Source organism: Rhodopseudomonas sp., from assembly GCF_013377015.1.
Classification (GTDB): domain Bacteria; phylum Pseudomonadota; class Alphaproteobacteria; order Rhizobiales; family Xanthobacteraceae; genus JARJEH01.
In genome coordinates this window covers 13,391-39,157 of record NZ_JACABA010000006.1, presented here as the reverse complement: position 1 = coordinate 39,157, position 25,767 = coordinate 13,391, and the positions used below count along the sequence as shown (strand labels likewise).

The following is a 25,767-nucleotide window of genomic DNA, read 5'->3' as shown; positions in this document are numbered from 1 at the left end:
GCGACAACTGATCAGGTGGGCACGGAGCAAGCGTGCCTTCGCCCACCTGACGTTCGGTCTCACGCCGCGGCGGATATCACGCGCGGCGGGCGTTGCTTTTCAGCAAGCAGCCCCGGCACCAGCGCCTCGGCCGCGTTGGCACCCGAAATCAGCACCGCCTCGACCCCGGCGCCGGCATTGCCGCCGCCGGCGATCACCAGATTGCGCAGCGGCGACTTCGAGCCCTTGAGCCGGCCCTCGCGCGCAATCCCGTAGATCGAGCCGGCGCTGGCCCAATCATAACGCGCGTAAGTCACCGGACTCGCATCGGTGCGATAGACGATGTGCTGCGACAGACCCGGAATGATGGTCTCGACCGCGGCGATCATGCGGTCGCCGTATTCGGTCTTGCGCTGTTGGTAATCGTCGGAATGCCGCCAGTCTTTCCAGTCGTCGCCGCCGTTTTCCGGGAACCAGTTTTGCGCTTCGGCGAATGGCACCAGCGAAATCAGCGTCAGGGTGGCGTGACCGGCCGGCGCCGCCGACGGGTCGAGCTTCGACATCATCGCGATGCCGACCTTCATCGGCGCGTGAAGATGGGTTGCCGGCCTGATGTCCGGCACGAAGTCGACGCCGAGGTGCACGCTGAAGGCGGAATTTGCCGGTTCGGCGGCGGTAAGCCGACTGCGGAAATCCGCTGGCAGCGCATTGGGCTCGACCAGTTCGAGCAACGTCCGCTTGATGTCGGCATTCGACACCACGGCGCGAGCACGAACGGTCCGCCCGTCGCCGAGCACGACGCCCGCGGCGCGGCCGTCCTCGACCAGGATGCGCTGCACCGAGGTCTTCAGTCGCACCTCGCCGCCGCGCGCCTTGATCGCATCGACCATTACGTCGGCGAAGCGCCCGGAGCCGCCGAGCGGATAGTAGCCGCCCTTGAAGTAGTAGCCGAAGATCGGCACCATTTGCCCGCAGGTCAGTTGCTCGGTTCCATCGTTCAGATAGCCGGACAGCGCGTTGAGATAGCGGCCCACCGCGGGGTCGCTGACATAGGTCGCGACCAGCTCCGCGAACGGCCTTTTCATCCACTCAAAGGCGTGCGGATGCAGGCGCGGAAAGCCGAGCAGTTGATCAACGCTCGCCGGCATGCCGGGGATTCCTCCGCGAGCTGCGCCGGTGGAATACATGTCGTCGAAAATCGCATGGACCTTGTCGAACAGCGCCGCAATCCCGCTCGCGCTGCCGGGGAATCTTTCGCCGAGCAGCCGCACATAGTCGCGCCAGTCCGATGGGACATCGATGCCGCCGCCGTCGGTCCGGAAGCTGTGATTGACCCGCTGCCATTGCAGCCGGTCGGCAACGCCGAGCCGCTCCAATACGCTGGCGACCGGACCGCCGGGCCAGACTCCGGAGAAATCGTGCGGGCCGGCGTCGAATCGGTATAGCACCGGCTTGTTGTCGTGATGCGCCTTGCGCAGGTAAGTGTGGCAATAGCCGCCGGCAACGACATGGTGTTCGAACACCACGACCTTGAGCCCCGAGTCGGCCAGCAACGCCGCCGCGGTCAGGCCGCCGATGCCGGCGCCGATCACCGCGACATCGCAATCGGTGCCGGCGTTTGACGCAAACGACGGCGCCGGCCAGCGGAAGGTTTCCTGCGCGGCGGCCAGCCGCTTCAGCACGAAACCGATCGCCAGTTTCGGGCCGAAGATCGAGATCAGCGCGCCCGCGACCACGATTGCGGTTACGATCCAGGGCGAAGCGTTGAAATAGCGGCAGGCGGCGATGGCCAGGAACAGCACGCCCCACAGCCAGGTGATCGCGGCATTGATGACGAAGAACTGTGGCGTGCCAGCATTGTCAGGATAGGCGGCGCGGGCGTAGTCGGCGGTCCAGGGCCGGCCGATGAGGACACTGAGCAGGCTGATGGCGCCGAGCCCCGTGAAGGACAGCCACAACGCGTTGGCCGCCGTCGATTTGGGCGAGACCAGCTCGGCATTGCCAAGTAGCACGAACAGCGCCAGCCCGCCGGCCTCAAGTAGGAACAGCTCGCGTCGCGCCACGCGCCATGCGGTGCCGGCCAGCGACAGCGCCAGGCCCGACCAGATTGCCCAATCGGGGTGATGCGCGGCGAGCAACGCCCAGAACAGCGCGAATGGAACCAACACCAGTTTCACGGTCAGGAAGGTCTTCATCGCAGCCTCCAATTGACGCCGTCTCGGAATACGGTACTACTCGGTACCGACACCTATAACATACTCGGTACCGATTGGTACCGTTTTCTTGAAGATCGCGGGGCCAGTGGAAAAAACTAACAAAAAACAAGATGTTGATAGCGCAAGCGGGCGCCGGGAGGCGATCATGAAGGCGGCCTTCGAGGTGTTCGTCGAGAAGGGATACGCAGCCGCCACAACGCTGGATATCGTCCGCCGCGCCAAGATTTCAAAACGAACGCTGTACGAGATCTTCGACAGCAAGCAGGCGATTCTCGCCGCGCTGGTCCGCTACGGCAGCCAGCGGATGCAGGCGCCTCCGGATTTGCCGGTGCCGAACAGCCGCGCCGAGTTCATCGCCACGCTGGAAAGTTTTGGCCGAACGTTCCTCGCGGAATTCTTGCACCCCGACCGAATGGCGATGTATCGGCTGGCGATCGCCGGACGCGGCGAAGGCGCGGTGGCGCGCGAACTCACTGCCAGCGGACAGGTTCCGGTGACCCAGTCTCTCGTGCGCTATTTCGACCAGGCCGCTGCGCGCGGGTTGTTTCCGCGCGACCAGATGGCATCGCTGATCCACGTGTTCTTTTCGGTGCTGATCGGGTTTTCGCCGCTGCAATTGTTGCTTGGCAACGAGCCACCGATGAACGCGGCGACGATCGACGCCAGGGCGACATTGGCGGCAAGCACACTGCGACGGCTTCTGCCGGCGGAGTGACCAGGCGGCCGGTCACTCCGGGGGCGCTTCTTCCTGGTCCAGTCCCCGCGCCATCGCGGCGCGCGCCGCCGCGCGATGCGCCGGGGTGATGTGGGTGGCGACCATCCGCAGCGCGGTGGCGAGGATCGCCGCGTCGTCGGTGAAGCCGAGGATCGGAAGCATGTCGGGGATGAAATCGAACGGCAGCACGAAATAGGCGATGGCGCCGAGCAGCGCCATTTGGACATGGCGCGGGGTCTGGCGGTCGAATGCGCAGTAATAGGCGGCCAGCAGATCCTCGACGAATGGCAGCTTCACCGCCAGCCGCTTCAGCTTGATCCAGAACCGCTTGCGCAGCCCCTCGGGGTCCTGTGCGAGCCGATCGGCGGGCTCGAATCCCACGCTGTGTTCCGATGCCATTGTGGCCCACTCCCGGACGCCGGCGATCACCGGCGGTCGTCCCGTGCAATTGGGGATTTCGGCCGGCAACCGCAAGATTGCCGGTGCCTCAGTGGGCGCCGATCTGGTGCGCGATGACGTTCATCGCGGTTGCTAAATCGATATCGCGCGCGGTGACGCCACCGCCATCGTGGGTCGTCAGTACCACCTCGACTGTCTTATAGATGTTGCGCCATTCCGGATGATGATCGGCTTTCTCGGCGACCAGCGCGGCGCGGGTCATGAACCCGAACGCTTCATTGAAGTCCTTGAAGACAAAGGTCCGGGCGATCGCCTCGCGGCCAGCCACCTCGGCCCAGCCGGGCAATGCCTGCAGCGCCGAATGCCGCGCCTGTGCCGATAGACGTTCCGCCATGAACTCCTCCCGCGTTACCCCGCCACATGACGCGACGAGCCGATCCACATCCCACCAGCACCGACACAATGCGGCCAAAGCCTGCGACTATCCTGCCGCTGTTGGAGCTCCCTAGCTGTCTGGATATTGATATACATGGTTGATTCTGATTGAGAATAAATTTCGGCTTCAGACGATCGCTTTCCCGAGCGATCAGCGATGGCCCGACGGGGTGTGATCGATGACGCAACCGTCCCAGCAATCCGCAACGCGGAGGATGACCTTTGTCGCCCTCGCGGCAACGCTCGCCTTGGTCGGGACGCTGAGCGGCGCCTATTACTTCGCAATGCGCCCAGTGAACTTGAAGATCGCAGTCGGCCCGCAGAACGGCGACGATGCCAAGGTCATTCAGGCGCTGGACCAGGCTTTCATCCGCGACCATGACTACGTTCGCCTGCGTCCGGTTCTGACCAGCGATCCGCTCGCCAGCGCCGCCGCGTTTTCGGCTCACAAGGTCGACCTTGCGGTGATCCGCGGCGATCTGGCGGTGCCGAAAGATGCCCAGAGCGTCGCGGTACTGCACAAGGATGTTGCCGTGCTCTGGGTTCCGGCCAAACCAAAGGCCGAGGGCGAGACCCCCGAAGCTGCGATCACCAAGATCACCCAGCTTGCCGACCGCCGCGTTGGCGTCATCGGACACACCAAGGCCAATGTCGATCTGCTGAAGGCGATCCTGCAGCAATATTCGATCGATCCCGCCAGGGTCGAGATCGCCCTGCTTCCGATCAGCGACGTTGCCGAAGCCGTCAGGAACCGCAAGGTCGATGCGTTCATCGCCGCCGGGCCCCCCAACAGCAAAATCATCAGCGAGGCGATCGCCGCATCGGTGCGCGACGCACTCGAACCGACCTTCCTGGCGATCGACGCAGCCGACGCGATCGCCACCAATTATCCGACCTATGAAGCGTCGGCGATTCCCGCCGGCGCTTTCGGCGGCGCGCCGGCCCGGCCGGAAAACGACGTCAAGACGATCAGCTATTCGCATCACATCGTTGCGCGGGCGGGAATGTCCGACACCACCATCTCCGCATTCACCCGGCAGCTGTTCGCCGCGCGCCAGAGCGTGATCGCAGACCTCCCGCAAGCGGCGAAGATCGAAACCCCGGACACCGACAAGGACGCCACCATTCCGGTGCATCCCGGCGCCGCTGCCTATGTGGACGGCGAGGAACGTAGCTTCCTCGACCGCTACAGCGACTACATCTGGTTCAGCCTGATCGGTCTGTCCGCGCTCGGCTCGATCGGCGCCTGGTTCGCAAGCTACCTGAAGAAGGACGAGCGAATTGCCAACACTTCGCAGCGCGACCGGCTGCTCGACATGATCGCAGTGGCGCGCGGCAGCGATTCCTTCGAAGAACTCGATGCTATGCAGAGCGAGGCCGACGACATCCTGCGCAATACCCTGAACAGCTTCGAAAACGGCGCGATCGAGGAAGCCGCCCTGACCGCCTTCAGCATCGCGCTGGAGCAGTTCCATAGCGCCGTGGCGGACCGCAAGGCGCTGCTGGCGAGGATTCCGGCTCCAGCGGTCCGAAATTCGCGCCCGCAGGCGGTCTGAAATCCCAAGACTGCGAAATCCTCGCATCCTGTCATTGTTTTTTCGCGATTTTTGGTTATATTGCGTCGCAACGCGTTTGAGTGCCCGGCCCCGGTTTGGCCGGGCTTGCTTTTTAAGGTCCGCCCCTGGGGGCATCCTTGCGCGTTTCAGGCAAAGGCAGACTCCGGCGCGCGGTTTGGCGCTTCACCGGAAATTGCCGGAAATCGCGCTGATTTTGGGCATTCGGCCCGCACAACCTTAAAGAAGAGCCATGAACCTTCGCAATATCGCTATCATCGCCCACGTTGACCACGGCAAGACCACCCTGGTCGACAAGCTGCTGCAGCAGTCCGGTACCTACCGCGACAACCAGCGCCAGGTTGAGCGCGCGATGGATTCCAACGACATCGAAAAAGAGCGCGGCATCACCATCCTGGCCAAATGCACCTCGGTGGTCTGGGGAGACGTTCGCATCAACATCGTCGACACCCCCGGCCATGCCGATTTCGGCGGCGAGGTCGAACGCATTCTGTCGATGGTCGACGGCGTGATCGTGCTGGTCGACGCCGCCGAAGGTCCGATGCCGCAGACCAAATTCGTGGTCGGCAAGGCGCTGAAGCTGGGCCTGCGCCCGATCGTCGCCATCAACAAGGTCGATCGACAGGACGCCCGCATCACCGAAGTAGTCAACGAGGTGTTCGACCTGTTCGCCGCGCTGGATGCCACCGACGATCAGCTCGACTTCCCGATCCTCTACGGGTCCGGCCGCAACGGCTGGATGGCCGACACTCCGGACGCGTCGCACGACGTCGGCATGAAGCCGCTGTTCGACCTGGTGATCAAGCATGTGCCAGCGCCGGTCGTCGAAGAAGGCCCGTTCCGGATGCTCGGCACCATCCTGGAAGCCAACCCCTATCTGGGCCGCATCATCACCGGCCGGATCTCGTCCGGTTCGGTGAAGCCGAACCAGGCGGTCAAGGTGCTGTCGCGCGACGGCAAGACCGTCGAATCCGGCCGCATCACCAAGATCCTGGCGTTCCGCGGTCTCGAGCGTCAGCCGGTCGACATCGCCGAAGCCGGCGACATCGTTGCCATTGCGGGACTGCCGAAAGGTACTGTCGCCGACACCTTCTGCGATCCCTCGGTTGAAATTCCGATCCAGGCCCAGGCGATCGATCCGCCGACCGTGTCGATGTCGTTCATCGTCAACAACTCGCCGCTGGCCGGCACCGAGGGCGACAAGGTCACTAGCCGCCTGATCCGTGACCGCCTGCTGCGCGAGGCCGAAGGCAACGTCGCGCTGAAGGTGGTCGAGTCCGCCGACCGCGACGCGATGGAAGTGTCGGGCCGCGGCGAATTGCAGCTCGCGATCCTGATCGAGAACATGCGCCGCGAAGGCTTCGAGCTCAGCGTGTCGCGCCCGCGCGTCGTCCTGACCAAGGACGAGGACGGCAACGTGCTCGAGCCGGTCGAGGAAGTCGTGATCGACGTCGACGAGGAATTCTCCGGAGTCGTCGTTCAGAAGATGAGCGAACGCAAGGCCGAGATGATCGAGATGCGCCCGTCCGGCGGCCATCGCCTCCGTCTGGTGTTCTACGCGCCGACTCGCGGCCTGATCGGCTATCAGGGCGAGTTGATGACCGATACCAAGGGCACGGCGATCATGAACCGCCTGTTCCACAACTACCTGCCCTACAAGGGCGAGATCGCCGGCCGCCGTAACGGCGTGCTGATCTCCAACGACGCTGGCGAGGCCGTGGCCTATGCGATGTTCAAGCTGGAAGATCGCGGCCCGATGATGATCGAGCCGGGCTGGAAGGTCTACAAGGGCATGATCATCGGCGAGCACACCCGCGAGAACGACCTTGAACTCAACGTTCTCAAGGGCAAGCAGCTCAGCAACATCCGCACCACCTCGAAGGATGAAGCCGTGCGCCTGACGCCGCCGATCCGGATGACGCTGGAAAAGGCGCTGGCCTATATCGAGAGCGACGAGCTGGTCGAGATCACCCCGAAGTCGATCCGGCTGCGCAAGAAGTTTCTCGACGCCAACGACCGCAAGCGCGCCGAAAAGAGCAAGGAAGCGGTCGCCTAACAGCCTCTGCTGGATCGAAAATTCGAACCCAATGCCCGGCCTCGCGCCGGGCATTGTCGTTTCTGCCATGGCTGGGGCCCGAGGCCGTCGCCCCGTCAGCGCGATGACATCGAACCGCCACGGGGAATGTGGTACAGAGCCGCTGCAATGCCGCTGCAAAACCTCACCACCGACGTCGATGTCGCGATTATCGGCGCTGGCGCCGCCGGCCTTGGCGCCGCCCACGCGCTCCTCAATTCGGGCCTGTCGCTGGTCGTGCTGGAAGCCCGTGACCGGCTCGGCGGCCGCGGTCACACCATCATGGCGGCTCCCGGCATTGAGTTCGACGTCGGCTGCGGCTGGCTGCATTCCGCCGACCGGAACTCGTTTGTCGGAATCGCCAAACATCTCGGCTTCGAAATCGACAGGTCGCACCCGCCGTGGGGCGACACCAGTTTCGGCGACTCGTTTCCGCCGAAGGAGCGCGACGAATTCGCCGACGCGCTCGAAGAATTTTACAAGCGCGCCGACGACGCGGCGATGCGCAAGATCGACCGACCCGCCGCTGACTATCTGGAGCCGCGCAACCGTTGGAACCCGATGATCGGCGCGGTTTCGACCTACGTCAACGGCGCGGAGCTCGACCGGATCTCGACCCTGGATACCCACGCCTATGAGGACACCGGCGTCAACTGGCGGATGCGCCGCGGCTATGGCGCGCTGATCGCGGCCTATGGCGCGCCGTGCCCGGTGGCGCTCGATTGCAATGTCAGCCTGATTGATCATTCCGGCGCGCGGATCCGGATCGAGACCTCGCGCGGCACGCTGAGCGCCGCCAAGGTGATCGTCACCGTGCCAACCAATCTGATCGCCGACGAGGCGATCCGGTTCCATCCCGCGCTGCCGGCGAAAGTCGAAGCCGCGCGCCAACTGCCGCTCGGCTTGGCCGACAAGGTGATGCTGGCGCTGGACGAGCCGAACCTCCTGCCGACCGACGGCAATCTCCGCGTCGCCACCATGCGCACCGCGATGGGCAGCTATCACCTGCGGCCATTCGGACTGAACTGTATTGAAGGATTTTTCGGCGGCCGCTTCGCGCGCGAACTGGAAGATGCGGGCGACGGCGCGCTGGCGGCGCAGAGCATCGACGAAATCGTCGCGGTGCTCGGCAATGACTATCGCCGCAAGCTGAAGCCGCTGGCGGAATCGCGCTGGGCGCATGATCCGTTCGCGCGCGGCTCCTACTCGCACGCGCTGCCGGGTCACGCCTCCGCCCGCGCGGCGCTGGCTACGCCGGTCGACAACCGCTTGTTCTTCGCCGGCGAAGCGACCTCGCCGCATTTCTTCTCCACCGCCCACGGCGCCCGCGACAGCGGACAACGCGCGGCGGGCCAGACGATGGGTAGCAAGCACTGAGCGCGAATGACGCGCGAGTTATCTCCGATCCAATCCGATTCGAGGCTGGCGCCGATCCAACATCATCGGCCAAACCCAAACCGAGTCGCGTGCAGCGTCGCCGATTCAAAACGCTGGCGCGAAGGCCGGGTGATTCCCAGCTCCCGCGCCAGACAAAATGTCCGATTTCGGCACACTCCCGGGCCGGGTGATGCAAAAAATCCACATGTTAACCGATAATTAACGATGGACCTTGAAGCCGGGGCCGCGACTTGCTTTGATCAGGTCATGAGCACAACCCTGATCGAGGTTCGGCCGGCCAAAGCCGCGGATGCATCCGCGGTCGCAGCCACCCATGACGAAGCCTGGCGTTCGGCCTATCAGGGAATCATTCCCGGCGCCGAGCTTGAGAAGCTGATCAACCGCCGCGGCCCGAACTGGTGGGACTCGGCGATCCGCAAAGGCAGCCGCGTCAGCGTGCTGTGTTTCGGAGACCGGGTTGCTGGCTACGCCAATTACGGCCGCAACCGCGCCCGCAGCCTGCATTTCGAAGGCGAGATCTACGAGCTCTATCTGCGCCCGGAATTCCAGGGCCTCGGCTTTGGCCGGAGGCTGTTCGCTTCGGCCAAGCGCGATCTTGTGCAGAGCGGGCTGAAGAGCATGGTGATCTGGGCGCTGTCGGACAACGAACCGGCGACCGAATTCTATCGCGCGCTTGGCGGCCGGATGGTCGCTCGCTCGTCGGAACGATTCGGACCGAAGTCGCTCGACAAGGTGGCGTTCGCCTGGACCACCTAAGTCGCCGGTGCAGCCGAAGCACTGGACCGCTCGGATCATCGGGCGTATTGACGCCGGGCAAATCCGTTTTCCCTTCCCATCCAATCCAGCGCGGAGTTTCCGATGCGCATCGACGCAATTTCGATCGGCGTCAACCCGCCGCATGAGGTCAATGTCATTGTCGAAGTGCCGGTCGGCGGCGAGCCGATCAAGTACGAGATGGATAAGGCCGCCGGTACGCTGGTGGTTGACCGGTTCCTTTATACCTCCATGCGCTACCCCGGCAATTACGGTTTCATCCCGCACACGCTGTCGAATGACGGCGATCCTTGCGACGTGCTGGTCGCCAATACGCGCGCCATCGTACCTGGCGCCATCATCAGCGTGCGGCCGGTCGGCGTGCTGCTGATGGAAGATGAGGCCGGCGGCGACGAAAAGATTATCGCGGTGCCGTCATCGAAGCTGACCCAGCGCTACGACAAGGTGAAGACCTACAGCGACCTGCCCGAGATCACGCTGCAGCAGATCCAGCACTTCTTCGAGCACTACAAGGATCTGGAGCCCGGCAAATGGGTCAAGGTGCTGCGCTGGGGCGGCGCCGAGGATGCGCACCGGCTGATCATCGAGGGCATCGAGCGGGCCAAGGCAGAGAAAGCCTAACTCCTTCAGGCACCGCACCGCCGCAAGATCCAGGGAGACCGCGATGCGCAGGCTGCTCAGATTGATCCGCAATATCGTGGCGCTGACCGTGCTGGCGCTGATCGTGCTGGCCGGCGTGCTCGCCACCAACACTGTCCGTCACGGCTCCAAGCAATTGCAGGTCGCCGCAGTGCCGCCGGTCGAAGTCGACGAACAGGGCAGCGCGAAGCGGCTGTCCGAGGCGATCCAGTTCCAGACCATTTCGAATTTCCTCAATCCCGAGCAGGACGCCGAGGCGCTGCGCGGCTTGCGAGCGCATATCGAAACCAGCTTCCCGGCTTTCCACGCCGCGGCGAAGCGCGAGATCGTCGGTGGTCACAGCCTGCTCTACACTTGGGAGGGGTCCGATCCGAAGGCGCAGTCGATCGGGCTGCTGGCGCATCAGGACGTGGTGCCGATCGCCCCAAAGACCGAACCGGACTGGCAGCAAAAGCCGTTCAGCGGCGCGATCGCCGATGGCTTCATCTGGGGCCGCGGCTCCTGGGACGACAAGGGTAATCTCTATGCGATGCTCGAAGCCGCCGAGCAGATGGCCAAACAGGGCTTCCGCCCGAAGCGGACGATCTATTTCGCCTTCGGGCATGACGAGGAAGTCTCGGGGCTGCGTGGCGCCGGCGCCATCGCCAAGCTGCTGAAGTCGCGCGGGGTGCGGCTGGAATTCGTGCTCGACGAGGGCCTGCTGATCACCGAGGGGATCATGAAGGGCCTACCCAAGCCGGCGGCGCTGATCGGCGTCGCCGAGAAGGGCTATGCGACGCTGGTGCTGACGGTGCGCGCCACGCCCGGCCATTCCTCGATGCCGCCGCGCGACACCGCGATCGGGATGATGAGCGCCGCGCTGGCGCATCTCGAGGACAATCGGTTGCCGATGCATGTCCGCGGCGCGGTGTCGGAAATGTTCGACACGCTGGCGCCCGAGATGAGTGGTTTCAACCGCGTGGTGCTGTCGAATCTATGGCTGTTCAAACCGCTGCTGCTGCGCGAGTTCGAGAAGAGCGGCACCACCGAGGCGATGGTCCGCACCACCACGGCGCTGACGATCTTCAATGCCGGCGAGAAGGACAACGTGCTGCCCGGCAACGCCGAGGCCAGCGTGAATTTCCGACTGCTTCCGGGCGACACCCAGGCCAGCGTCTCCGATCATGTCCGCGACAGCGTCCGCAACGACCGGATTTCGATCGGCACTTTTGACGGCAATTTCGATCCGCCGCCGGTCACCGGCACCGGCAGTGCGTCGTATCGCAAGCTCAACCAGACTATCCGCGAGATCTTTCCGGACGTCGTGGTCGCGCCCGGCCTGATGATCGCCGCGACCGATTCGCGGCATTATTCGGAGGTCGCCGACAACATTCTGCGCTTCTCGCCGGTGCGGGCGAATTCCGACGATCTGAAGCGCTTCCACGGCACCAATGAGCGGATCAGCATCAAGAATTACGGCGACATGATCCGGTTCTATATCCGGCTGATGCAGAACACCGCGGGGTAGTCAGGTCGCGTGCCTTGGATCAGGCACACCAAATAGCTGCAACAATTACTGTCATCACCCGCGAAAGCGGGTGACCCAGTACGCCGGGACATCTCGATAGACCATCGGCACTCTGGATACTGGGTCGCCCGGTCAAGCCGGGTGATGACAGCTGGAGATTCAGCAGCGCGAGCTACACCGCCGGCGCCGGCAATCCGTGAATCGCGCTGGCGGCGCGGACGGTGTTGACCAGCAGGCACGCCACCGTCATCAGCCCGACGCCGCCCGGCACCGGGGTGATCGCACCGGCGATCTCCCTGGCCTCCGCGAAGGCGACGTCGCCGACGAGCTTGTCCTTGCCGCCATCCGGCGACGGCGTGCGATTGATGCCGACGTCGATTACGGTGGCGCCCGGCTTGATCCAGTCGCCACGGATCATCTCCGGCTTGCCGACCGCGGCGAACACCAGATCGGCCTGCCGGCACAAAGCCGGCAGATCGCGCGAGCGCGAATGCGCGATCGTCACCGTGGCGTTCTCGTTGAGCAGCAACTGCACCAGCGGCTTGCCGACCAGATTGGAGCGGCCGACCACGATCGCATTCATGCCCTCCAGCGAGGCGTGGACCTGCTTGGCCATGATGATGCAACCGAGCGGCGTGCACGGCGTCAGCGCGAACAACCCGCTCGCGAGGCGGCCGGCATTGACCGGGTTGAGGCCGTCGACATCCTTGGCCGGATCGATCGCGGCGATCACCGCATTGCTGTCGAGCCCCTTCGGCAGCGGCAATTGCACCAGGATGCCGTGCACCGCCGGATCGCGGTTGAGCTTAGCGATCAGCGCCAGCAACTCGGCCTGCGCCACATCGGCCGGCAGCCGGTGCTCGAACGACGCCATGCCGGCTTCCTGGGTCTGCTTGTGCTTGGATCGGACATAGACCTCGGAGGCCGGGTCGCTGCCCACCAGGACCACCGCGAGCCCCGGCGTGATGCCGTGATCGGCCTTGATCCGCGTCACCTCCGCGGCAACGCGGCCGCGCAGCTCGGCCGAAATGATCTTTCCATCGATTATCCGGGCAGTCATGTCGTCCTCTGGGGTTGCATCATTCGGGCTTCGCCGCGGTCAGTTGCCGCAGCGTGTCGCCGAGCTGGGTGGGGTCGCCGTCAACAGCGATCTGCTTGAGTCGCGAGGTGGTGCCCGACAGCACCCGGACATTGCGCTTCGGCACGCCGAGCGATTTGGCGAGCAGCTCGGTCACCGCGCGATTGGCCTCGCCACCCTCGGCGATAGCGCGGACTCGCACCTTCACCACGCAGCGGCCGTCGGACAGTGTCTCGAGCCCATCGATGTCGTCGCGCCCGCCGCGCGGCGTGACCCGGACCGCCACACTGATGCCCTGAGCCGAGTACCGCCAAGCCTGGTCGTTGATCCCGATCAGAACACCGCAGGGTAGATGTAATAAGTGATCACCCGCTGCAGGAACATGATGATCAGGATCAGGATGATCGGCGAGATATCGAGCCCGCCGAGCGCCGGCATGAAGTTGCGGATCGGCGCCAGCAGCGGCTCCGTGATCCGGTACAGGAACTCCGACACCGAGGCCACAAACTGATTGCGCGTGTTCACGACGTTGAACGCGATCAGCCATGACAGGATCGCCGAGGCGATCAACAGCCAGATGTACAGGTCGAGAATGATCAGAACGATGTCGAGAATGGCTCGCATGGCGGGGGTGGCTCGCGGGGTTCGGTCGCGGATTCGACTAGCCCGTAAATATCGACTCAACCGCGCGCAAACAAGGGAAGTTCCCGGCAAATAGGGCCCGCAAATCGCGATTTCGGTCGTTCTTGACTTGGCCTTGGTGGGGACTGTAAATGACGCCGATTGCTGGCCGGAATCGCCTATAAAGCGAGCCGATCACGCAGGGGCCATAGCTCAGCTGGGAGAGCGCGTCGTTCGCAATGACGAGGTCGGCGGTTCGATCCCGCCTGGCTCCACCACGCTTCGCCTTCGGCTACGCGTGGCGCAGCCGCGCTAGCCCGAAGCGAAGCGTGTCCGGCGAAGCCCGCAGGGCGAAGACGGGCTTCTGAAGCACTCTCCCATATGTCCCCTCACCCACCCTTAAACCGTGGCGGCCGCTTTTCCATGAAGCTGGCGACGCCTTCCTTGAAATCCGCGCCGCCCAGCGCCCGCACCATTTCGCGGTTGGCGTCGATGGTGGCCTCGGCGAGGCTCTGGAACGGTACGTCATAAAGCTGCCGTTTGATCACCGCCATCGCCGTCGGCGACACGAATTCCGCCAGATCGCGGGCATACGCATAGGTTTGTTCGCGCAATTGATCTGGGGGATAGAGCCGGTTGATCAGGCCGATCCGCAACGCTTCGTCGCTCGAAACCCTGCGCGCCGACAGCAGCAAGTCGAGCGCGTTGGCGTGGCCGACGATCCGCGGCAGCATCCAGCTGATGCCGTGCTCGGCGATCAGCCCGCGCCGCGCGAACGAGGTGGTGAACACGGTGTTGTCGGCGGCAAAGCGGATGTCGCAATACAGCGCGTGAACCAGGCCGATGCCGGCGGTGGCGCCGTTCAGCATGCCGATGATCGGCTTGGCGATCGAGGGGTAGTACGAATAGCGCGCCTGCCAGTCCGGGCGCCGGTTCATGTCGAACGGCGGCAAGCTCTCGGCCTTGCGGATGTCGTCGGGGTCGATCTGCTGCAGCACCTCCATGTCGGCGCCGGCGCAGAATGCCCGCCCGGCGCCGGTCAGCACGATGACGCGGACGCCGTCGTCCTGCGCGGCGGCCTGCATCGCCCCGCGCACCTCGCGCTCCATGATCGGCGTCCAGGCGTTCATCCGGTCCGGCCGGTTCAACGTGAGGGTCGCGATGTTCTGCTCCACCGCGTAGAGAATATGTTGATAGCTCACCCGTGGTCTCTCCCTGTGCTGCCGTCGCTTGGGCGACGATCGTTGTTTGTGGCGTCTATGATTGTCCGGCGCCCGAGCCCTTCGGCCGGGCCAGATAGGCGATGGTTTCCGGCCGCTCCTTGAGCCAGCCGCTCCAGCGCTGGAACACCTTGCCCATCCGCTCCGGCGCGACGCCGAGCTGCTGCATCGCCACCCCGCCATTGACCGATTCGCGGTATTCGGCGATCAGGCCGTCGCGCAAGACAAAGCGGCTCATGCCGTCGATCACCACCTGCTGGCCTTCGAACTGCGGAATTTTCGAGGTGAAGCTCGACAGCGACCATGCGTAGCCGGTGGCGCCATCGCAGACCGGGTCGAACATCTCCCAGCGATAGTCGGCGGCGTCGCGATGAAACATGTCCTGCATCATATGCGCGATCTCGGCGCGGCCGGTATGCGGGCCGTAGATGTAGTCGTAATAAATCGCGTCCTCGGTGAAATGCGCCGCGAAGCGGGCGCCATCGCCGGATTCGGCGGAGCGGGTGAACTGCTCCAGCAGCCGCGCGAATTCCTCGGTCTTCATGTCGCCTCCCCTGCGGGCCGATCGCAACGCCGGCGCCAGGGCGACTCTATTCACCGCATCGGGAAAAAGGAAAGCCAGCTTTCGGGAAGCCTAAATCTGCGCAAAGTCTATTCGGCGGCTTCCCGCAGCGCCAATTCGGGGGCCGGCAGCGGCATCCGCGCCAACCAGTTGTCGAGAAAATCCCGCAGCCAGACCCGCTCGGCGACATCGTGCACTGCGCGGTCGGCAAAATGGTCGCGGCGCGGCCGCGCACCCGGCAATTCCAACCGGGCATGGCCGCGGGTGGTCCAGCGATGCATCATCGCGGTAGTGACGTCGGGGTGAAACTGGACGCCGAACGAGTGTCCGGCGCGAAACGCCTGGACCGGGAAATCGCCGCCTTCGGCGAGCAATTCGCTCCCCGACGGCAGATCGAACCCCTCGCCGTGCCAGTGATAGACCTGCTCCGGCCATTGCGTGCAGATCGCCCGCCCCGCCGCGGTCGGCCGGATGTCGTAATAGCCGATTTCGGCGCGGCCATGCGGATGCGGCGCCACGCGGGCGCCGAGCTGAACCGCCAGCATCTGCGCGCCGAGGCAGATGCCGAGAAATGGCCGGTCTTCCTTCAGCGGCACCGCGATCCAGTCGATCTCGCGGCGAACGTAGTCGTCGGGATCGTTGGCGCTCATCGGACCGCCGAAAATCACCGCGCCGGCGTGGCCGTCGAGCGTTTCCGGCAGCGGATCGCCGAATCGCGGCCGCCTGATATCGAGCGGATGCCCGAGCAGCCGCAGCGCGTTGCCGACCCGTCCCGGGGTCGAGGTTTCCTGGTGCAGCACGATCAGGACCGGCCGGATATCCTGGGTTTTCGGCAATGGTTGAAGAACCGCAGCGAGCGGGGCCAGCGCGGCGGGCCGGCAGCTTGGTTCGACCTCAATCAGTTTGGGCATCGATTCTTTTTGTTCACGCCGGGTCCGTGAAGTTGGGGCGGCGTCATTGTCAAATGGCTCACAGGCCTGAACGTCTCATCAGTTGAGCTGACCTGCATGATTTCAGCCAACTTATAAGCAAGGCCCGGGCCAGAATTATGGCCCCTGCGATCCGACCGGGTGAATTCAGCGCTTGCGCTGCAACCGGCCCACCGCGCCAAGCACGAACCCGCGCGGGAAAAACCTTAGCAGGAACGGCACCATCTTGATCCCGAGGCCGGGCAGCACCAGGCGTTTATTGGCCATCAGCCCCTCGTATCCCTGGCGCGCCACCGCGGCCGGGAGCACATTCAGAATCGTCGAATCGAGCCCCGGCTTGAAGCCGGCGCGGATCTGAAACTCGGTCGGCACCGGACCCGGGCAAAGCGCGGTCACGCGAACGCCGCGCGGTCCGAGCTCATTGTGCAGCGCCTCGGAAAACGACAGCACGAACGCCTTGGAGGCGTAATAGACCGCCATCCCCGGCCCCGGCAGGAAGCCGGCGATCGAAGCCACGTTCAGGATCCCGCCGCGGTGCCGGGTCACGCTCTCGGCGAATCGCAGCGACAGGTCGGTCAGCGCTCGAATATTGACATCGACAATGCCGAGCTGGTCGTCCCGGTCGAGCTCGGCCGCCCGGCCGAACAGGCCGTAGCCGGCATTGTTGACCAGGTATTCGACTTCGACGCCGGCGGCATCCAGCGCCGCGACGATCTGATCGGCGGCCCCGGGCAGCGCGAGATCGCAGGGGATGATGATCGGAGCAGTGCCGCCCGCGGCGACAATTTCCGCGGCCAGCGTCGTGAGGCGGTCGCCCCGACGGGCCACCAAGGCCACCTTATGGGCATTTGCAGCAAAAATTCTCGCCAGGTCCGAACCAATTCCCGCCGAGGCACCTGTGATCAACGTTACGCGTTCAGTCACGATTGAATGCTCTTGAAATACATGATGGGCAAGCGGCCTCAACAACACAGTATAGGCCATATGCGGGATGCAAGCAGGGTGCAAGGCCAATGGAAATGTTGCGGGGTCGCCATGACGAATTGATAGTCGGGCGCAACTGCGGACGCAGCAGATTCCGTGGAACATTAAGGTTTCTTAATGTGCGGCGGACGACGGCAACCGCTCACATCCAGGCGGAATCGTCGGCAATTTGCCGGCGTCAAAGCGTGCGCAAGACCTCACTTCACTGCGTCGGACTCAGCCTGGCTCGCCGCGACCCCGCGCTTGAGATTGATGCGGTCACGCGAGGACACCGCGAGCAGATCCGCGGCGCGCCAAACCACATTTTCCTCGAACTCGGTGACGTTGCCGTCGGCGTAGACCATCTGCCACATCATTTCGATAATGCGAAGTCTGCCCTTCTCGTCCACCGTGCGCATGATGACGCTGGTGAATTGGTACAGATCGACCGCATCGCCCTCGATCAGGGTGGCCGACGCGATCAACCGGTCGGTGCTTCCCGGATCAAGTCCGAACCGGCTTTCCAGCAGCATGTGCAGTTTACGCTTCTCGACCTCAGATGGCTCGCCATCGAGCGAGATCACATGGATCAGCAGCGCGGTGGCCGCCAATCGGTAGCCGCTGTCGTCGAAGGTCAGCGCCTGTTGCTCGGCAGGGGTAATGACATCGGCAATGAACTGGCGGAGTTTGGCAAGCATTGGTCTGAACCGTTGGCTGATCTGGCTGGCCGCGACTTGCGGCATTTTATCGCGTGAAAATTCAACGCGTGCAATCCGGGGCTGTTCCGCCGCGAAACAAAACGGTTTGGTAATCTGCTACGTCACGGGATCTCGTAAACCAGAATCTTGTCGGCGATCCCGCGCAGCGCTGCGTGCTTCTCGATCGGCGTGATCGATTCCCTGGCCAGAATCGCGGTGACGGCGGGCGCATCGATCACCGGTCCGGTGATGTGGATCGCCTGCGAGGCCGACAGCCCCTGCACCCGGGCCGCGATGTTGACGGTCTGGCCAAAATAGTCCTGCCGCTCGTTCAGCATCACCGCGAGACATGGTCCCTCGTGGATGCCGATCTTGACCACCAGATCCTTGGTGCCGCGCTCGGCATTTAGCGTGTCCATCGCCGCGCGCATCCGCAACCCCGCGGCCAGCGCGTGTTCCGGCCGCACGAAGGTCGCCATCACCGCGTCGCCGATGGTTTTCACCACTGCGCCTTTCTCCGACGCGATGATTTCCACCAGCGCGTGGAAATGCGCGCGGACCAGATCGAACGCGTGCAGGTCGCCTACTCGCTCGTACAGCGCGGTCGAACCCTTGAGGTCGGTGAACAGGAAAGTCAGCGAGGTGATCTTCAAGCGCTGATCGATGTTCAAATTGTCCGCCTTGAAGATGTCGCGGAAGGTCTGGTTGGTCAGCATCCGCTTGGCGGTGAGGAACGGCTTCCGCTTGCCGATCAGGTGATGCAGCGCATCGGCGGCGATGAACACCGACGGCAGTACCCGGACGTCGGTCTGGTTGTCGAGCGCGAGCCGCAGCGGGCCCGGGCGCAACGTCATCGTCCCGGTCGGCGGATGGGTCTTGTTGTAGATCAGCGACAGATGCTGGCGCTCCTTGGTCGGCTCGCCCTGCACGTCGATGAATTGCGCCGCATGCGTCACCGGCTCGAACACGATGATGAATTGCGCCGGCAATTGCAGCGACATCACCGCCTTCTCGCGCGCCGGCAATTCCATCGCGTCGAGCACCACCTCTTCGGACAGCGACGTGAACGAACCCTCGTCCAGGTCGATGCCCGAACTCCAGAACACCTGCTTGAAATATTCCCACAACGGCAGCGTGTGCGGATCGTGCGCGGCAATCCGCCGGACCCGCGGACTGACCGTGAAGGCGACCTCGACCTGCTCGTCGACCGACGCCTCATAGCCGCAGGCGCACAGCCCGCAATGATAGTCCTCGTGGCGCAGCGATTTCAGGGTGTCGTGGGCGTCGAGCACGCCGCCGCAGCCGGGGCACAGCACGTTCCAGGTCAGGTCGAACAGGCCGATCCGGGACGCGTGCAGAAAGCCGGAGATGACCTTCTCCTCGTCGAGCCCAGTGCGGGCCGCAAAGTCCAGCACATTGATGCGATTCAGCGCGTGGTCCGCGCCGGAGACGATCACTCGTTCAATGGCGTTGGCCACCGCCGGATCGGCGGCCTGGCGGAGCGCGGCGAACTGGGCCTGGGAATCGTTCATGGCGCCTCACGTGTGTTCCGGGTGCGAACTTCGCAAGCCCGCGGAACGCGGGATTGTTGCACATCCCTGCCCAGCAAGCAGGCAGCCGGCTCAGCGCCGCGTGATCCGGAACGGCGGCGAACGATCCGGCTGGGTGGTGACGATGCCGATCGGCAGCACCGGTTCGGTATCTATCAGTTCGACCCGGAACGTGCCGATCAGCTTGGCCAGCGCCAGCGTCGCCTCCACCAGCGCGAAATGCGCGCCGATGCAGATCCGCGGTCCGACGCCGAACGGCAGATAGGCAAAGCGATCCGGCGGCGGCGCACCGGGCAGGAAGCGGGCTGGGATGAACGCGTTCGGCTCTCGCCATAGTTTCTCGTGCCGGTGCAGCAACCACGGCGCGACCAGGATGACATCCTTAGCTGCAACCGGCATGCCGGCCACCGTGTCCGGCCCCGCCGCCGCTCGTGCGATCAGAAACGCCGGCGGATACAGCCGCAAGGTTTCGTCGAGCACGGCGCGGGTGAAAGGCAGCCGTTCGATCTCCGGCGCCCCGTTCGCCTGCACGGCGCGGGCTTCCGCAGCGAGTTCTTCCTGGGTCTGCGGATCAAGCGCCAGCAGATACAGCGCCCAGAACAGCGCCGTCGCGGTGGTCTCGTGACCGGCCAGGATCATGGTCGCGACCTGATCGCCGAGCTGATCGTCGGAAAATGCCTCGCCGGTTTCGGGATCGCGCGCCGCACCCATCAGGTCGAACAGGTCGCGCGGCGGCGCACCCTCGGTCTTGCCGGCCGCCCGGCGCTCCGCCATCAGCATGGCGACGAACTTTGTCCAGCGCTTGCGGAAGAATGCGCGGGACACATCCTGCGGAGTGGGCCAGCCCAGCGGCAGCAGCAGGTCGAGAAAATGCGGCCGCGCCAGCTTCGCGCCATATTCGATCACGAAGTCGCGCAGCGCAGGGCCGTGCAGGCCCATCTCGAAGGAGAACATCGTCCGCCCGGCAATCTCCAGCGCCATCCGCTGCATCGCCTCGCGCAGATCGACCGGCTGATCCCGTCGTTGATCGAGTTCGGCAATAGTCTCGTCGGTGGCCGAGATCATATGCGGCACCAAAGTGCCGACTGCGCGCGGCGTGAACGCCGGCGCCAGAGTGCGGCGCTGATGCTTCCAGGCGCGGCCTTCGGCGAGCAGCAGGCCGTCGCCGAGCATCGGCCGCAGCACGCGAATTCCGGCCGGAGTTCGGGTGTAGTTCTCGTAATTGTCGATCAGCACATGCCGGATCGCATCCGCCGTATTGAGAATGAAGCTGGCGTGTCCGAAGAACCGGCCCTTGATGACGTCTTCTTCATAGGCGCGCTGACCCCAGGTTCCGATCGCACTTTTGCGCATCGCCGCAAGTCGGCCAAGCGCGGTCATGGTTTGCGGCGCGCGCGGCGGGCTCGGCGGCACCAGCGCGGCATGCCGGACCGGCGGATCGTAGGCTTCGGCTATGCTCACTGTTGGCCTCGCAATGGGTCGCGGACGCCGGTTGGCGGCTGGTATTGATATCAGGTCAAATCCCGGCGCGTTCAAGGCGGGGCGGTCGCGCTGCAGCCCTAGAAAGTCAGCTCCGCCACCGAGATCCGATTCTCCGACGCCGGCCAGGCCCGCGCCACGATCCGCTCCTGATTGAACAGCGCAACCACCGGCCGTCCGATATCTGACGCGGGCAACCGCGCAGTCGTGACGGAATCGGTCGGCACGCCCGCCTTGACGTCGGCGGGCTCCTTGCCGTCGAACACCACGACGTCGCGTGGCAACCCGAAATAGCCGCGCGGACGCGACATTAGAACAATTGCGCCGGCACCGGCGTCGGCCGCCCCAAGCGGCCGCGCCGCGCGCAAATGCACCACATCCGAGGACCGCGGGAACGGCGAGCGATAGAAGTGCGTGGTGGTCGATCCAACGGACGTCAGCACGATTTCGAGCGGCCAGGATGGCTGCACCACCGCCGGCCCCCAGCGGCCATCGGCGGCGGTCTTCGCGGTCAGTATCGCGCCGCCGATCCGCTCACCACTGTCGAGCGAGACCCTGAACACCTCAACGGAAGCATCGGCGACCGGACGATTGGTCGGCACCCCGCCGGGCGTGCCGGTGACGCGGCCGCTGAGCTTGACCTCAGCTTCCGGCACGATCTCGACCCGGGCGGGCTCCCGTCCGGCGATGAACTTGTAGATCTCGCGAAACGCGCGCGGATGAAACCCGGTCTCGCGATGGTCGAGCGTCCCGAGCACCAGGTTGGTGGCGCCGCGCAGCGCCGGTCCGTCGACAGTGACCCCGGTCGGCGTGGCCGGCTTGCCGACGAAACGGCCGTCGGGCTGAGCGTATTTGTCCATGCCGTCGCTGCGCAGGGTGAGAAAGGCGGTGCCGGGCACGACTTCGGTCTCGCCCTCATTCAAATGACTCAGGAACGGCCCGCGGCCGTTGAATTCATTGCCCAGACCCGCTTCCCAATCATAGACGCCGTGATTCGGCGTGCCGCACAGCACGGCGTGGCTGACATCGCCGCCGCCATTCTTGATGTAATTGCGCACCGCGTTGCCGCCGCGCGAATTGGCCACCAGCGCTACCTTCGCCACGCCGGTACGGCGCTTCAGTTCCGCGATCGCCTCGCCCAGTTCGCGGCGCTGATCCTCGGTGGAGGAGCGGTCCGGCTGCGCCACCGCGTCGTCGTTGCGCGCCAGCGGGTCGGTGAAGTCGATCGCGAACATCCGGTTCCGCGCGATGCCGTTGGATTCCATCCGCCACAGCGTGGTGATCCAGAGTGCGGCATGATCGCCATTGCCGTGGACGAACAAGATCGGCGGGATCTCCTGAACCGGGGCAGACGCAGCGCTCTGCGCCGCCGCCTGGAACCCGAAGCCGTTGACTGCGAAGGGCAGCGTACCGAGCCCTTGCAATAGCGCCCGCCGTGACGTCTTCATGGTGCGACCTCCCGCATTTTTGCCAAGCCTATCAGCCCCGAAGCTGCCCTGATAGCGCCGTAACCACTGGACAGCGAAGTGGCTTCGCGGGCATCACTGCAGTCGATATGCCGAGAATCAAACCGGCCCGGCCGGCGGCACGATCCACAATAGCGACAACGGGCGGGGGGCATGATGACGGAAGCGTCAGGGCGAACGATGTTTTCCGCCGACGGCGTCGCCGCGCCGCTGCGCCATGCGCTGTTTCGCCGGATCTGGCTGGCCAGCCTGCTGTCTAATTTCGGCTTGATGATTCAAAGCGTCGGCGCCGCCTGGGCGATGACGCAGATGACCTCGTCCGCCGACAAGGTGGCGCTGGTGCAGACCGCCCTGATGCTGCCGATCATGCTGATCTCGATGCCGGCCGGCGCGATCGCCGACATGTACGATCGACGCGTCGTATCGCTGATGGCGCTGATGATCGCGCTGACCGGCGCCACCGCGCTGACGGTGCTGGCCAGGTTCGGCCTGGTGACACCGGAAATCCTGCTGGCGTTCTGCTTCGTCATCGGCAGCGGCATGGCGCTGTTCGGGCCGGCCTGGCAGGCTTCGGTCAGCGAACAGGTGCCGGCCGAGACGCTGCCCTCGGCGGTGGCGCTGAACGGCATCAGCTACAATATCGCGCGCAGCTTCGGCCCCGCGATCGGCGGCATCGTGGTGGCGACCGCCGGCGCGGTCGCCGCCTTCGCGGCCAATGCGGTGCTGTATCTGCCGCTGCTGATCGTACTGTTCCTGTGGCGTCGGCAGAGCGAGCCGTCGCGGCTGCCGCGCGAGCGGCTGAACCGGGCGATCGTATCCGGGGTGCGCTACATCGCCAACTCGCCCTCGATCCGGATCGTGCTGGCACGGACGCTGGCGACCGGGATCGCCGGCGGCTCGGTGTCGGCGTTGATGCCGCTGGTGGCGCGCGACCTGCTGCATGGCGGCGCGCAGACCTACGGCATCATGCTGGGCGCGTTCGGGATGGGCGCGGTGATCGGCGCGCTCAATATCGGCATGGCGCGCAAGCGGCTCAGCGCCGAGGCCTCGGTGCGCGGCTGCGCGCTGATCATGGGGGTCGCAATTGCGGTGATCGCCATCAGCAATTCGCCGGTCATCACCGCCGCGGCGCTGGTGCTCGCTGGCTCGGTCTGGATGCTGGCGGTGGCTTTGTTCAATATCGGCGTGCAGCTGTCGGCGCCGCGCTGGGTCGCGGGTCGTTCACTGGCGGCATTTCAGGCCGCGATCGCCGGCGGCATCGCGATCGGCAGTTGGGGCTGGGGCCACATCACCGACCAGGTCGGCGTTGAATCGGCCCTGCTGATTTCCGCCGCGGCGATGTTCGCTTCGCCGCTGCTCGGGCTGTGGCTGAAGATGCCGCCGGTCGGCTCGCGCACCGAGGACGCCGACGTGCTCGCCGACCCGGAAGTCCAGCTGCTGCTGACCGGACGCAGCGGCCCGCTGGTGGTCGAGATCGAGTACCGGGTCGATCAGGAACAAGCCCGCGCCTTCCACAATGTGATGCAGGACGTTCAGCTCAGCCGCCAGCGCAACGGCGCCTATGGCTGGTCAATTGCCCGCGACATCGCCGATCCGGAACTATGGACCGAGCGCTATCACTGTCCGACCTGGCTGGATTATCTGCGGCAGCGCAATCGCTCGACCCAAGCCGAACGCGCACTGCATCAACGCGCGATGGATTTCCATCTCGGGCCTGACCCGATCCGGGTCCGCCGCATGCTGGAGCGACCGTTCGGCTCGGTGCGCTGGAAGGACGACACCCCCGACCGCGCCGGCGCCGAGGTGGTGCCGGTCTCCAGCGTCGGCGGCAGCACCACCTGACCGGACGCGCTACTGGCCGTGGTCGACCAGAACCTTGGCGCAGGTCTTGCTCAGCTTGGCGCGGTTCTGCTGCAGACAGCCGAGAATCACCATGTCGCCTTGATCCATCAGCGCGCGGCAGAACCGCGAGACGTCGCGCGCGCAGCCCGGGTCTTGGCGTTGCTGCGCCGAGGCGGCCGACGCGATCAGCAGCAGGACCGCAACCCCAATAACTCTCTTCATCATTTCGATCTTCTTGCCAGTGCGAATTCGGTTCGGCATCGAATCTATCGAGCGCCGCGCGCCACGATCATTCGCGGGGAATGATGACGGTGGGCTTGGTCATTTCGACGACATCCTTGGCCTGATCGGTCAGGACCCGGAACTGGGCCTGGAGAAACTCCGTCTGGATCCGGACGACATCCTGAAAGTCCTTGGCGTGCAGCATCTTTTCCGAAAAATCGAAGGTCGCCGCGACGTTGCGGTCGACATAGCCTTTCAACGTATTGGCCTGGCTGCTGGCGCCCATCGGGGAAACCGACAGGCTCTTTTCGATGAATTGCAGATAGTTGGTCATCGCGCCACGCGCCTGTTCGAGGTTCTTGCTCATTATCTTCAGAATGACCTCGGAAGAGTCGTTGTCTGCCATCATGATCTCCTGCGGGCTATTCTGTGCGGCATCGCGTGACGGTGCCGCACAGAACAACCCAATGCCAACGCTGCCGCATCCCGGAGCGCTTCCATTGATGCTTCATCCTATTCAACGCCAAACCGGGCGCCACAGTCCAGCTCGGTCAGTACCCGATGGGCTGCCGAACGGGTTCTGACCGACACCGGATGCGGCCGCGGCCGGACAAGGAGCCCGCGGGGGCCGAGTGGTCACGCTCCCGGTCAGTTGAACCGGGCGCTGTCCATATTGTCCGTGATCCTCTGCGCCCGGTAGATTTCGGAGACGTACCAGATCGCAACCAGCACGGCGCCGATGCGCACAAGGGCGGGCGGCAGCATCAGCCCCAGCGCGATCAGCCCGACCGCGACGGTCGCGGCCTTCACCAGCTTCGCCTGATCTTCCAGGAGCGGAATGAAATAGTGCTGGTTTTCGCGATTCCACAATGGCGGCTTGAGGCGCTGAAGGCCAAACCTTCCCCACGCCGCCTTGAACCCGAGTTCATGGGCCCATAGCAGAAACAGCGTGATCCAGAACGCCAGGAAGGCGACGATCGGGGCCATCGGCCCCGCGGCGACGGCGGTGATGAACAGCAGTGCGACTGCGAACGTGATGATCCAGTTTTGCATCGGAATACCCTTTACTCTGAATTCGGGGACCGCCTCACTCGGTCTGACGATGCGAGACGTCCACAACTGATACTTGCGGTGTTACTTGCGGATGCAGGACACGACAATATTGGTCGAGGTCGGGCCGCAGGTGGCTGTGATCTGGCCGCTCTCCATCGTTAGAGTGTCGCTGAATTTGGCGCTGGTGGGACCAATACAGATTGCGGAGACCAGCACCTCGTCGGATGAGCAAGCGGTAGGGCATCCGTCCGCGGAGCATGTCGCGGACGTCACGGTTCGGAAAGTGCTGGGCGGAGCAACAGGTGTCGCCGCGGCCGCCGGCTCGATCAGGCCGGCCTGTGAGCCGCCGTTGTGGTCAGCCACAGCGAGAACTG

The 25,767-nt window shown here is 64.6% G+C and carries 25 protein-coding genes and 1 tRNA gene; 9 read left to right on the top strand and 17 right to left on the bottom strand.

Features of this window, described 5'->3' with window-relative positions; genetic code table 11:
* Positions 1 to 59 precede the first annotated feature (59 nt).
* Positions 60 to 2,174 carry an NAD(P)/FAD-dependent oxidoreductase gene (locus HXX15_RS20195; protein WP_296518297.1) on the bottom strand — a complete coding sequence of 705 codons (2,115 nt, stop codon included), beginning with the start codon at positions 2,172 to 2,174 and terminating at the stop codon, positions 60 to 62.
* Positions 2,175 to 2,340: 166 nt separating this feature from the next.
* Between HXX15_RS20195 and HXX15_RS20190 the strand changes: the two genes are divergently transcribed.
* Positions 2,341 to 2,910 carry a TetR/AcrR family transcriptional regulator gene (locus HXX15_RS20190; protein ID WP_296518295.1) on the top strand — a complete coding sequence of 190 codons (570 nt, stop codon included), beginning with the start codon at positions 2,341 to 2,343 and terminating at the stop codon, positions 2,908 to 2,910.
* A 12-nt stretch (positions 2,911 to 2,922) separates the two neighbouring features.
* Here the strand turns inward: HXX15_RS20190 and HXX15_RS20185 are convergent, their stop codons facing one another.
* Together HXX15_RS20185 and HXX15_RS20180 are read right to left on the bottom strand one after the other, a co-directional pair.
* Complete coding sequence (locus tag HXX15_RS20185; protein ID WP_296518294.1) at positions 2,923 to 3,309, bottom strand: YkvA family protein; 387 nt, start codon at positions 3,307 to 3,309, stop codon at positions 2,923 to 2,925.
* 88 nt (positions 3,310 to 3,397) lie between these two features.
* Positions 3,398 to 3,703 carry a 4a-hydroxytetrahydrobiopterin dehydratase gene (locus HXX15_RS20180; protein ID WP_296518293.1) on the bottom strand — a complete coding sequence of 102 codons (306 nt, stop codon included), beginning with the start codon at positions 3,701 to 3,703 and terminating at the stop codon, positions 3,398 to 3,400.
* A gap of 220 nt (positions 3,704 to 3,923) precedes the next feature.
* On the opposite strand from HXX15_RS20180, the gene HXX15_RS20175 reads away from it, so the two are divergent.
* The 6 genes from HXX15_RS20175 to HXX15_RS20150 all read left to right on the top strand — a co-directional run bounded on the left by HXX15_RS20175 (position 3,924) and on the right by HXX15_RS20150 (position 11,710).
* Complete coding sequence (locus HXX15_RS20175; RefSeq protein WP_296518291.1) at positions 3,924 to 5,300, top strand: TAXI family TRAP transporter solute-binding subunit; 1,377 nt, start codon at positions 3,924 to 3,926, stop codon at positions 5,298 to 5,300.
* A gap of 250 nt (positions 5,301 to 5,550) precedes the next feature.
* Positions 5,551 to 7,374 carry a translational GTPase TypA gene (gene typA / locus HXX15_RS20170; protein WP_296518289.1) on the top strand — a complete coding sequence of 608 codons (1,824 nt, stop codon included), beginning with the start codon at positions 5,551 to 5,553 and terminating at the stop codon, positions 7,372 to 7,374.
* 147 nt (positions 7,375 to 7,521) lie between these two features.
* Complete coding sequence (locus HXX15_RS20165) at positions 7,522 to 8,769, top strand: NAD(P)/FAD-dependent oxidoreductase (RefSeq protein ID WP_296518288.1); 1,248 nt, start codon at positions 7,522 to 7,524, stop codon at positions 8,767 to 8,769.
* Between the two features lie 267 nt (positions 8,770 to 9,036).
* Entirely contained in the window at positions 9,037 to 9,546 is a 510-nt protein-coding gene (locus HXX15_RS20160) for a GNAT family N-acetyltransferase (protein WP_296518286.1), read from the top strand.
* A 102-nt stretch (positions 9,547 to 9,648) separates the two neighbouring features.
* Complete coding sequence (gene ppa, locus HXX15_RS20155; RefSeq protein ID WP_296518284.1) at positions 9,649 to 10,185, top strand: inorganic diphosphatase; 537 nt, start codon at positions 9,649 to 9,651, stop codon at positions 10,183 to 10,185.
* Positions 10,186 to 10,228: 43 nt separating this feature from the next.
* Positions 10,229 to 11,710 (top strand): M20 family peptidase, encoded by a 1,482-nt coding sequence (locus HXX15_RS20150; protein WP_296518283.1) that lies wholly within the window; start codon positions 10,229 to 10,231, stop codon positions 11,708 to 11,710.
* Positions 11,711 to 11,882: 172 nt separating this feature from the next.
* On the opposite strand, the gene folD is transcribed toward HXX15_RS20150, so the two are convergent.
* The 3 genes from folD to HXX15_RS20135 are packed head-to-tail and all read right to left on the bottom strand — an operon-like array spanning position 11,883 to position 13,412.
* Entirely contained in the window at positions 11,883 to 12,770 is an 888-nt protein-coding gene (gene folD, locus HXX15_RS20145) for a bifunctional methylenetetrahydrofolate dehydrogenase/methenyltetrahydrofolate cyclohydrolase FolD (protein ID WP_296518281.1), read from the bottom strand.
* A 19-nt stretch (positions 12,771 to 12,789) separates the two neighbouring features.
* Positions 12,790 to 13,116 carry a DUF167 domain-containing protein gene (locus tag HXX15_RS20140; protein ID WP_296518656.1) on the bottom strand — a complete coding sequence of 109 codons (327 nt, stop codon included), beginning with the start codon at positions 13,114 to 13,116 and terminating at the stop codon, positions 12,790 to 12,792.
* Positions 13,117 to 13,121: 5 nt separating this feature from the next.
* A complete protein-coding gene (locus HXX15_RS20135) occupies positions 13,122 to 13,412 on the bottom strand; it encodes a YggT family protein (protein WP_044412831.1) in 291 nt (96 codons plus the stop codon).
* 199 nt (positions 13,413 to 13,611) lie between these two features.
* Between HXX15_RS20135 and HXX15_RS20130 the strand changes: the two genes are divergently transcribed.
* Positions 13,612 to 13,687, top strand: a tRNA-Ala gene (locus HXX15_RS20130).
* A 111-nt stretch (positions 13,688 to 13,798) separates the two neighbouring features.
* Here the strand turns inward: HXX15_RS20130 and HXX15_RS20125 are convergent.
* From HXX15_RS20125 to HXX15_RS20090, 8 genes are all read right to left on the bottom strand, one after another.
* The gene (locus tag HXX15_RS20125) at positions 13,799 to 14,611 is read right to left on the bottom strand and encodes an enoyl-CoA hydratase (RefSeq protein ID WP_296518276.1); all 813 of its coding nucleotides are present in this window, start codon (positions 14,609 to 14,611) and stop codon (positions 13,799 to 13,801) included.
* Between the two features lie 55 nt (positions 14,612 to 14,666).
* A complete protein-coding gene (locus tag HXX15_RS20120) occupies positions 14,667 to 15,173 on the bottom strand; it encodes a nuclear transport factor 2 family protein (RefSeq protein WP_296518275.1) in 507 nt (168 codons plus the stop codon).
* A gap of 107 nt (positions 15,174 to 15,280) precedes the next feature.
* Complete coding sequence (locus HXX15_RS20115; RefSeq protein ID WP_296518273.1) at positions 15,281 to 16,102, bottom strand: glutamine amidotransferase; 822 nt, start codon at positions 16,100 to 16,102, stop codon at positions 15,281 to 15,283.
* 165 nt (positions 16,103 to 16,267) lie between these two features.
* Positions 16,268 to 17,044, bottom strand: a complete 777-nt coding sequence (locus HXX15_RS20110) for an SDR family oxidoreductase (RefSeq protein WP_296518654.1) — start codon at positions 17,042 to 17,044, stop codon at positions 16,268 to 16,270.
* Between the two features lie 257 nt (positions 17,045 to 17,301).
* Positions 17,302 to 17,781, bottom strand: a complete 480-nt coding sequence (locus HXX15_RS20105; protein ID WP_296518271.1) for a TerB family tellurite resistance protein — start codon at positions 17,779 to 17,781, stop codon at positions 17,302 to 17,304.
* Between the two features lie 122 nt (positions 17,782 to 17,903).
* Positions 17,904 to 19,313 (bottom strand): adenylate/guanylate cyclase domain-containing protein, encoded by a 1,410-nt coding sequence (locus HXX15_RS20100; RefSeq protein WP_296518268.1) that lies wholly within the window; start codon positions 19,311 to 19,313, stop codon positions 17,904 to 17,906.
* A 90-nt stretch (positions 19,314 to 19,403) separates the two neighbouring features.
* Complete coding sequence (locus HXX15_RS20095) at positions 19,404 to 20,792, bottom strand: cytochrome P450 (protein ID WP_296518266.1); 1,389 nt, start codon at positions 20,790 to 20,792, stop codon at positions 19,404 to 19,406.
* 98 nt (positions 20,793 to 20,890) lie between these two features.
* Positions 20,891 to 22,258: a hydrolase gene (locus HXX15_RS20090; protein WP_296518265.1), complete on the bottom strand. Its 1,368-nt coding sequence runs from the start codon at positions 22,256 to 22,258 to the stop codon at positions 20,891 to 20,893.
* A 174-nt stretch (positions 22,259 to 22,432) separates the two neighbouring features.
* On the opposite strand from HXX15_RS20090, the gene HXX15_RS20085 reads away from it, so the two are divergent.
* Positions 22,433 to 24,118 (top strand): MFS transporter, encoded by a 1,686-nt coding sequence (locus HXX15_RS20085; RefSeq protein WP_296518263.1) that lies wholly within the window; start codon positions 22,433 to 22,435, stop codon positions 24,116 to 24,118.
* Positions 24,119 to 24,127: 9 nt separating this feature from the next.
* Here HXX15_RS20085 and HXX15_RS20080 read toward each other — a convergent pair whose 3' ends face one another.
* The 3 genes from HXX15_RS20080 to HXX15_RS20070 form a co-directional block, all read right to left on the bottom strand.
* Complete coding sequence (locus HXX15_RS20080; protein WP_296518653.1) at positions 24,128 to 24,343, bottom strand: hypothetical protein; 216 nt, start codon at positions 24,341 to 24,343, stop codon at positions 24,128 to 24,130.
* Positions 24,344 to 24,407: 64 nt separating this feature from the next.
* The gene (locus tag HXX15_RS20075) at positions 24,408 to 24,746 is read right to left on the bottom strand and encodes a phasin family protein (RefSeq protein ID WP_296518261.1); all 339 of its coding nucleotides are present in this window, start codon (positions 24,744 to 24,746) and stop codon (positions 24,408 to 24,410) included.
* A 242-nt stretch (positions 24,747 to 24,988) separates the two neighbouring features.
* Entirely contained in the window at positions 24,989 to 25,393 is a 405-nt protein-coding gene (locus HXX15_RS20070; RefSeq protein ID WP_296518260.1) for a hypothetical protein, read from the bottom strand.
* Between the last annotated feature and the right edge of the window lie 374 nt (positions 25,394 to 25,767).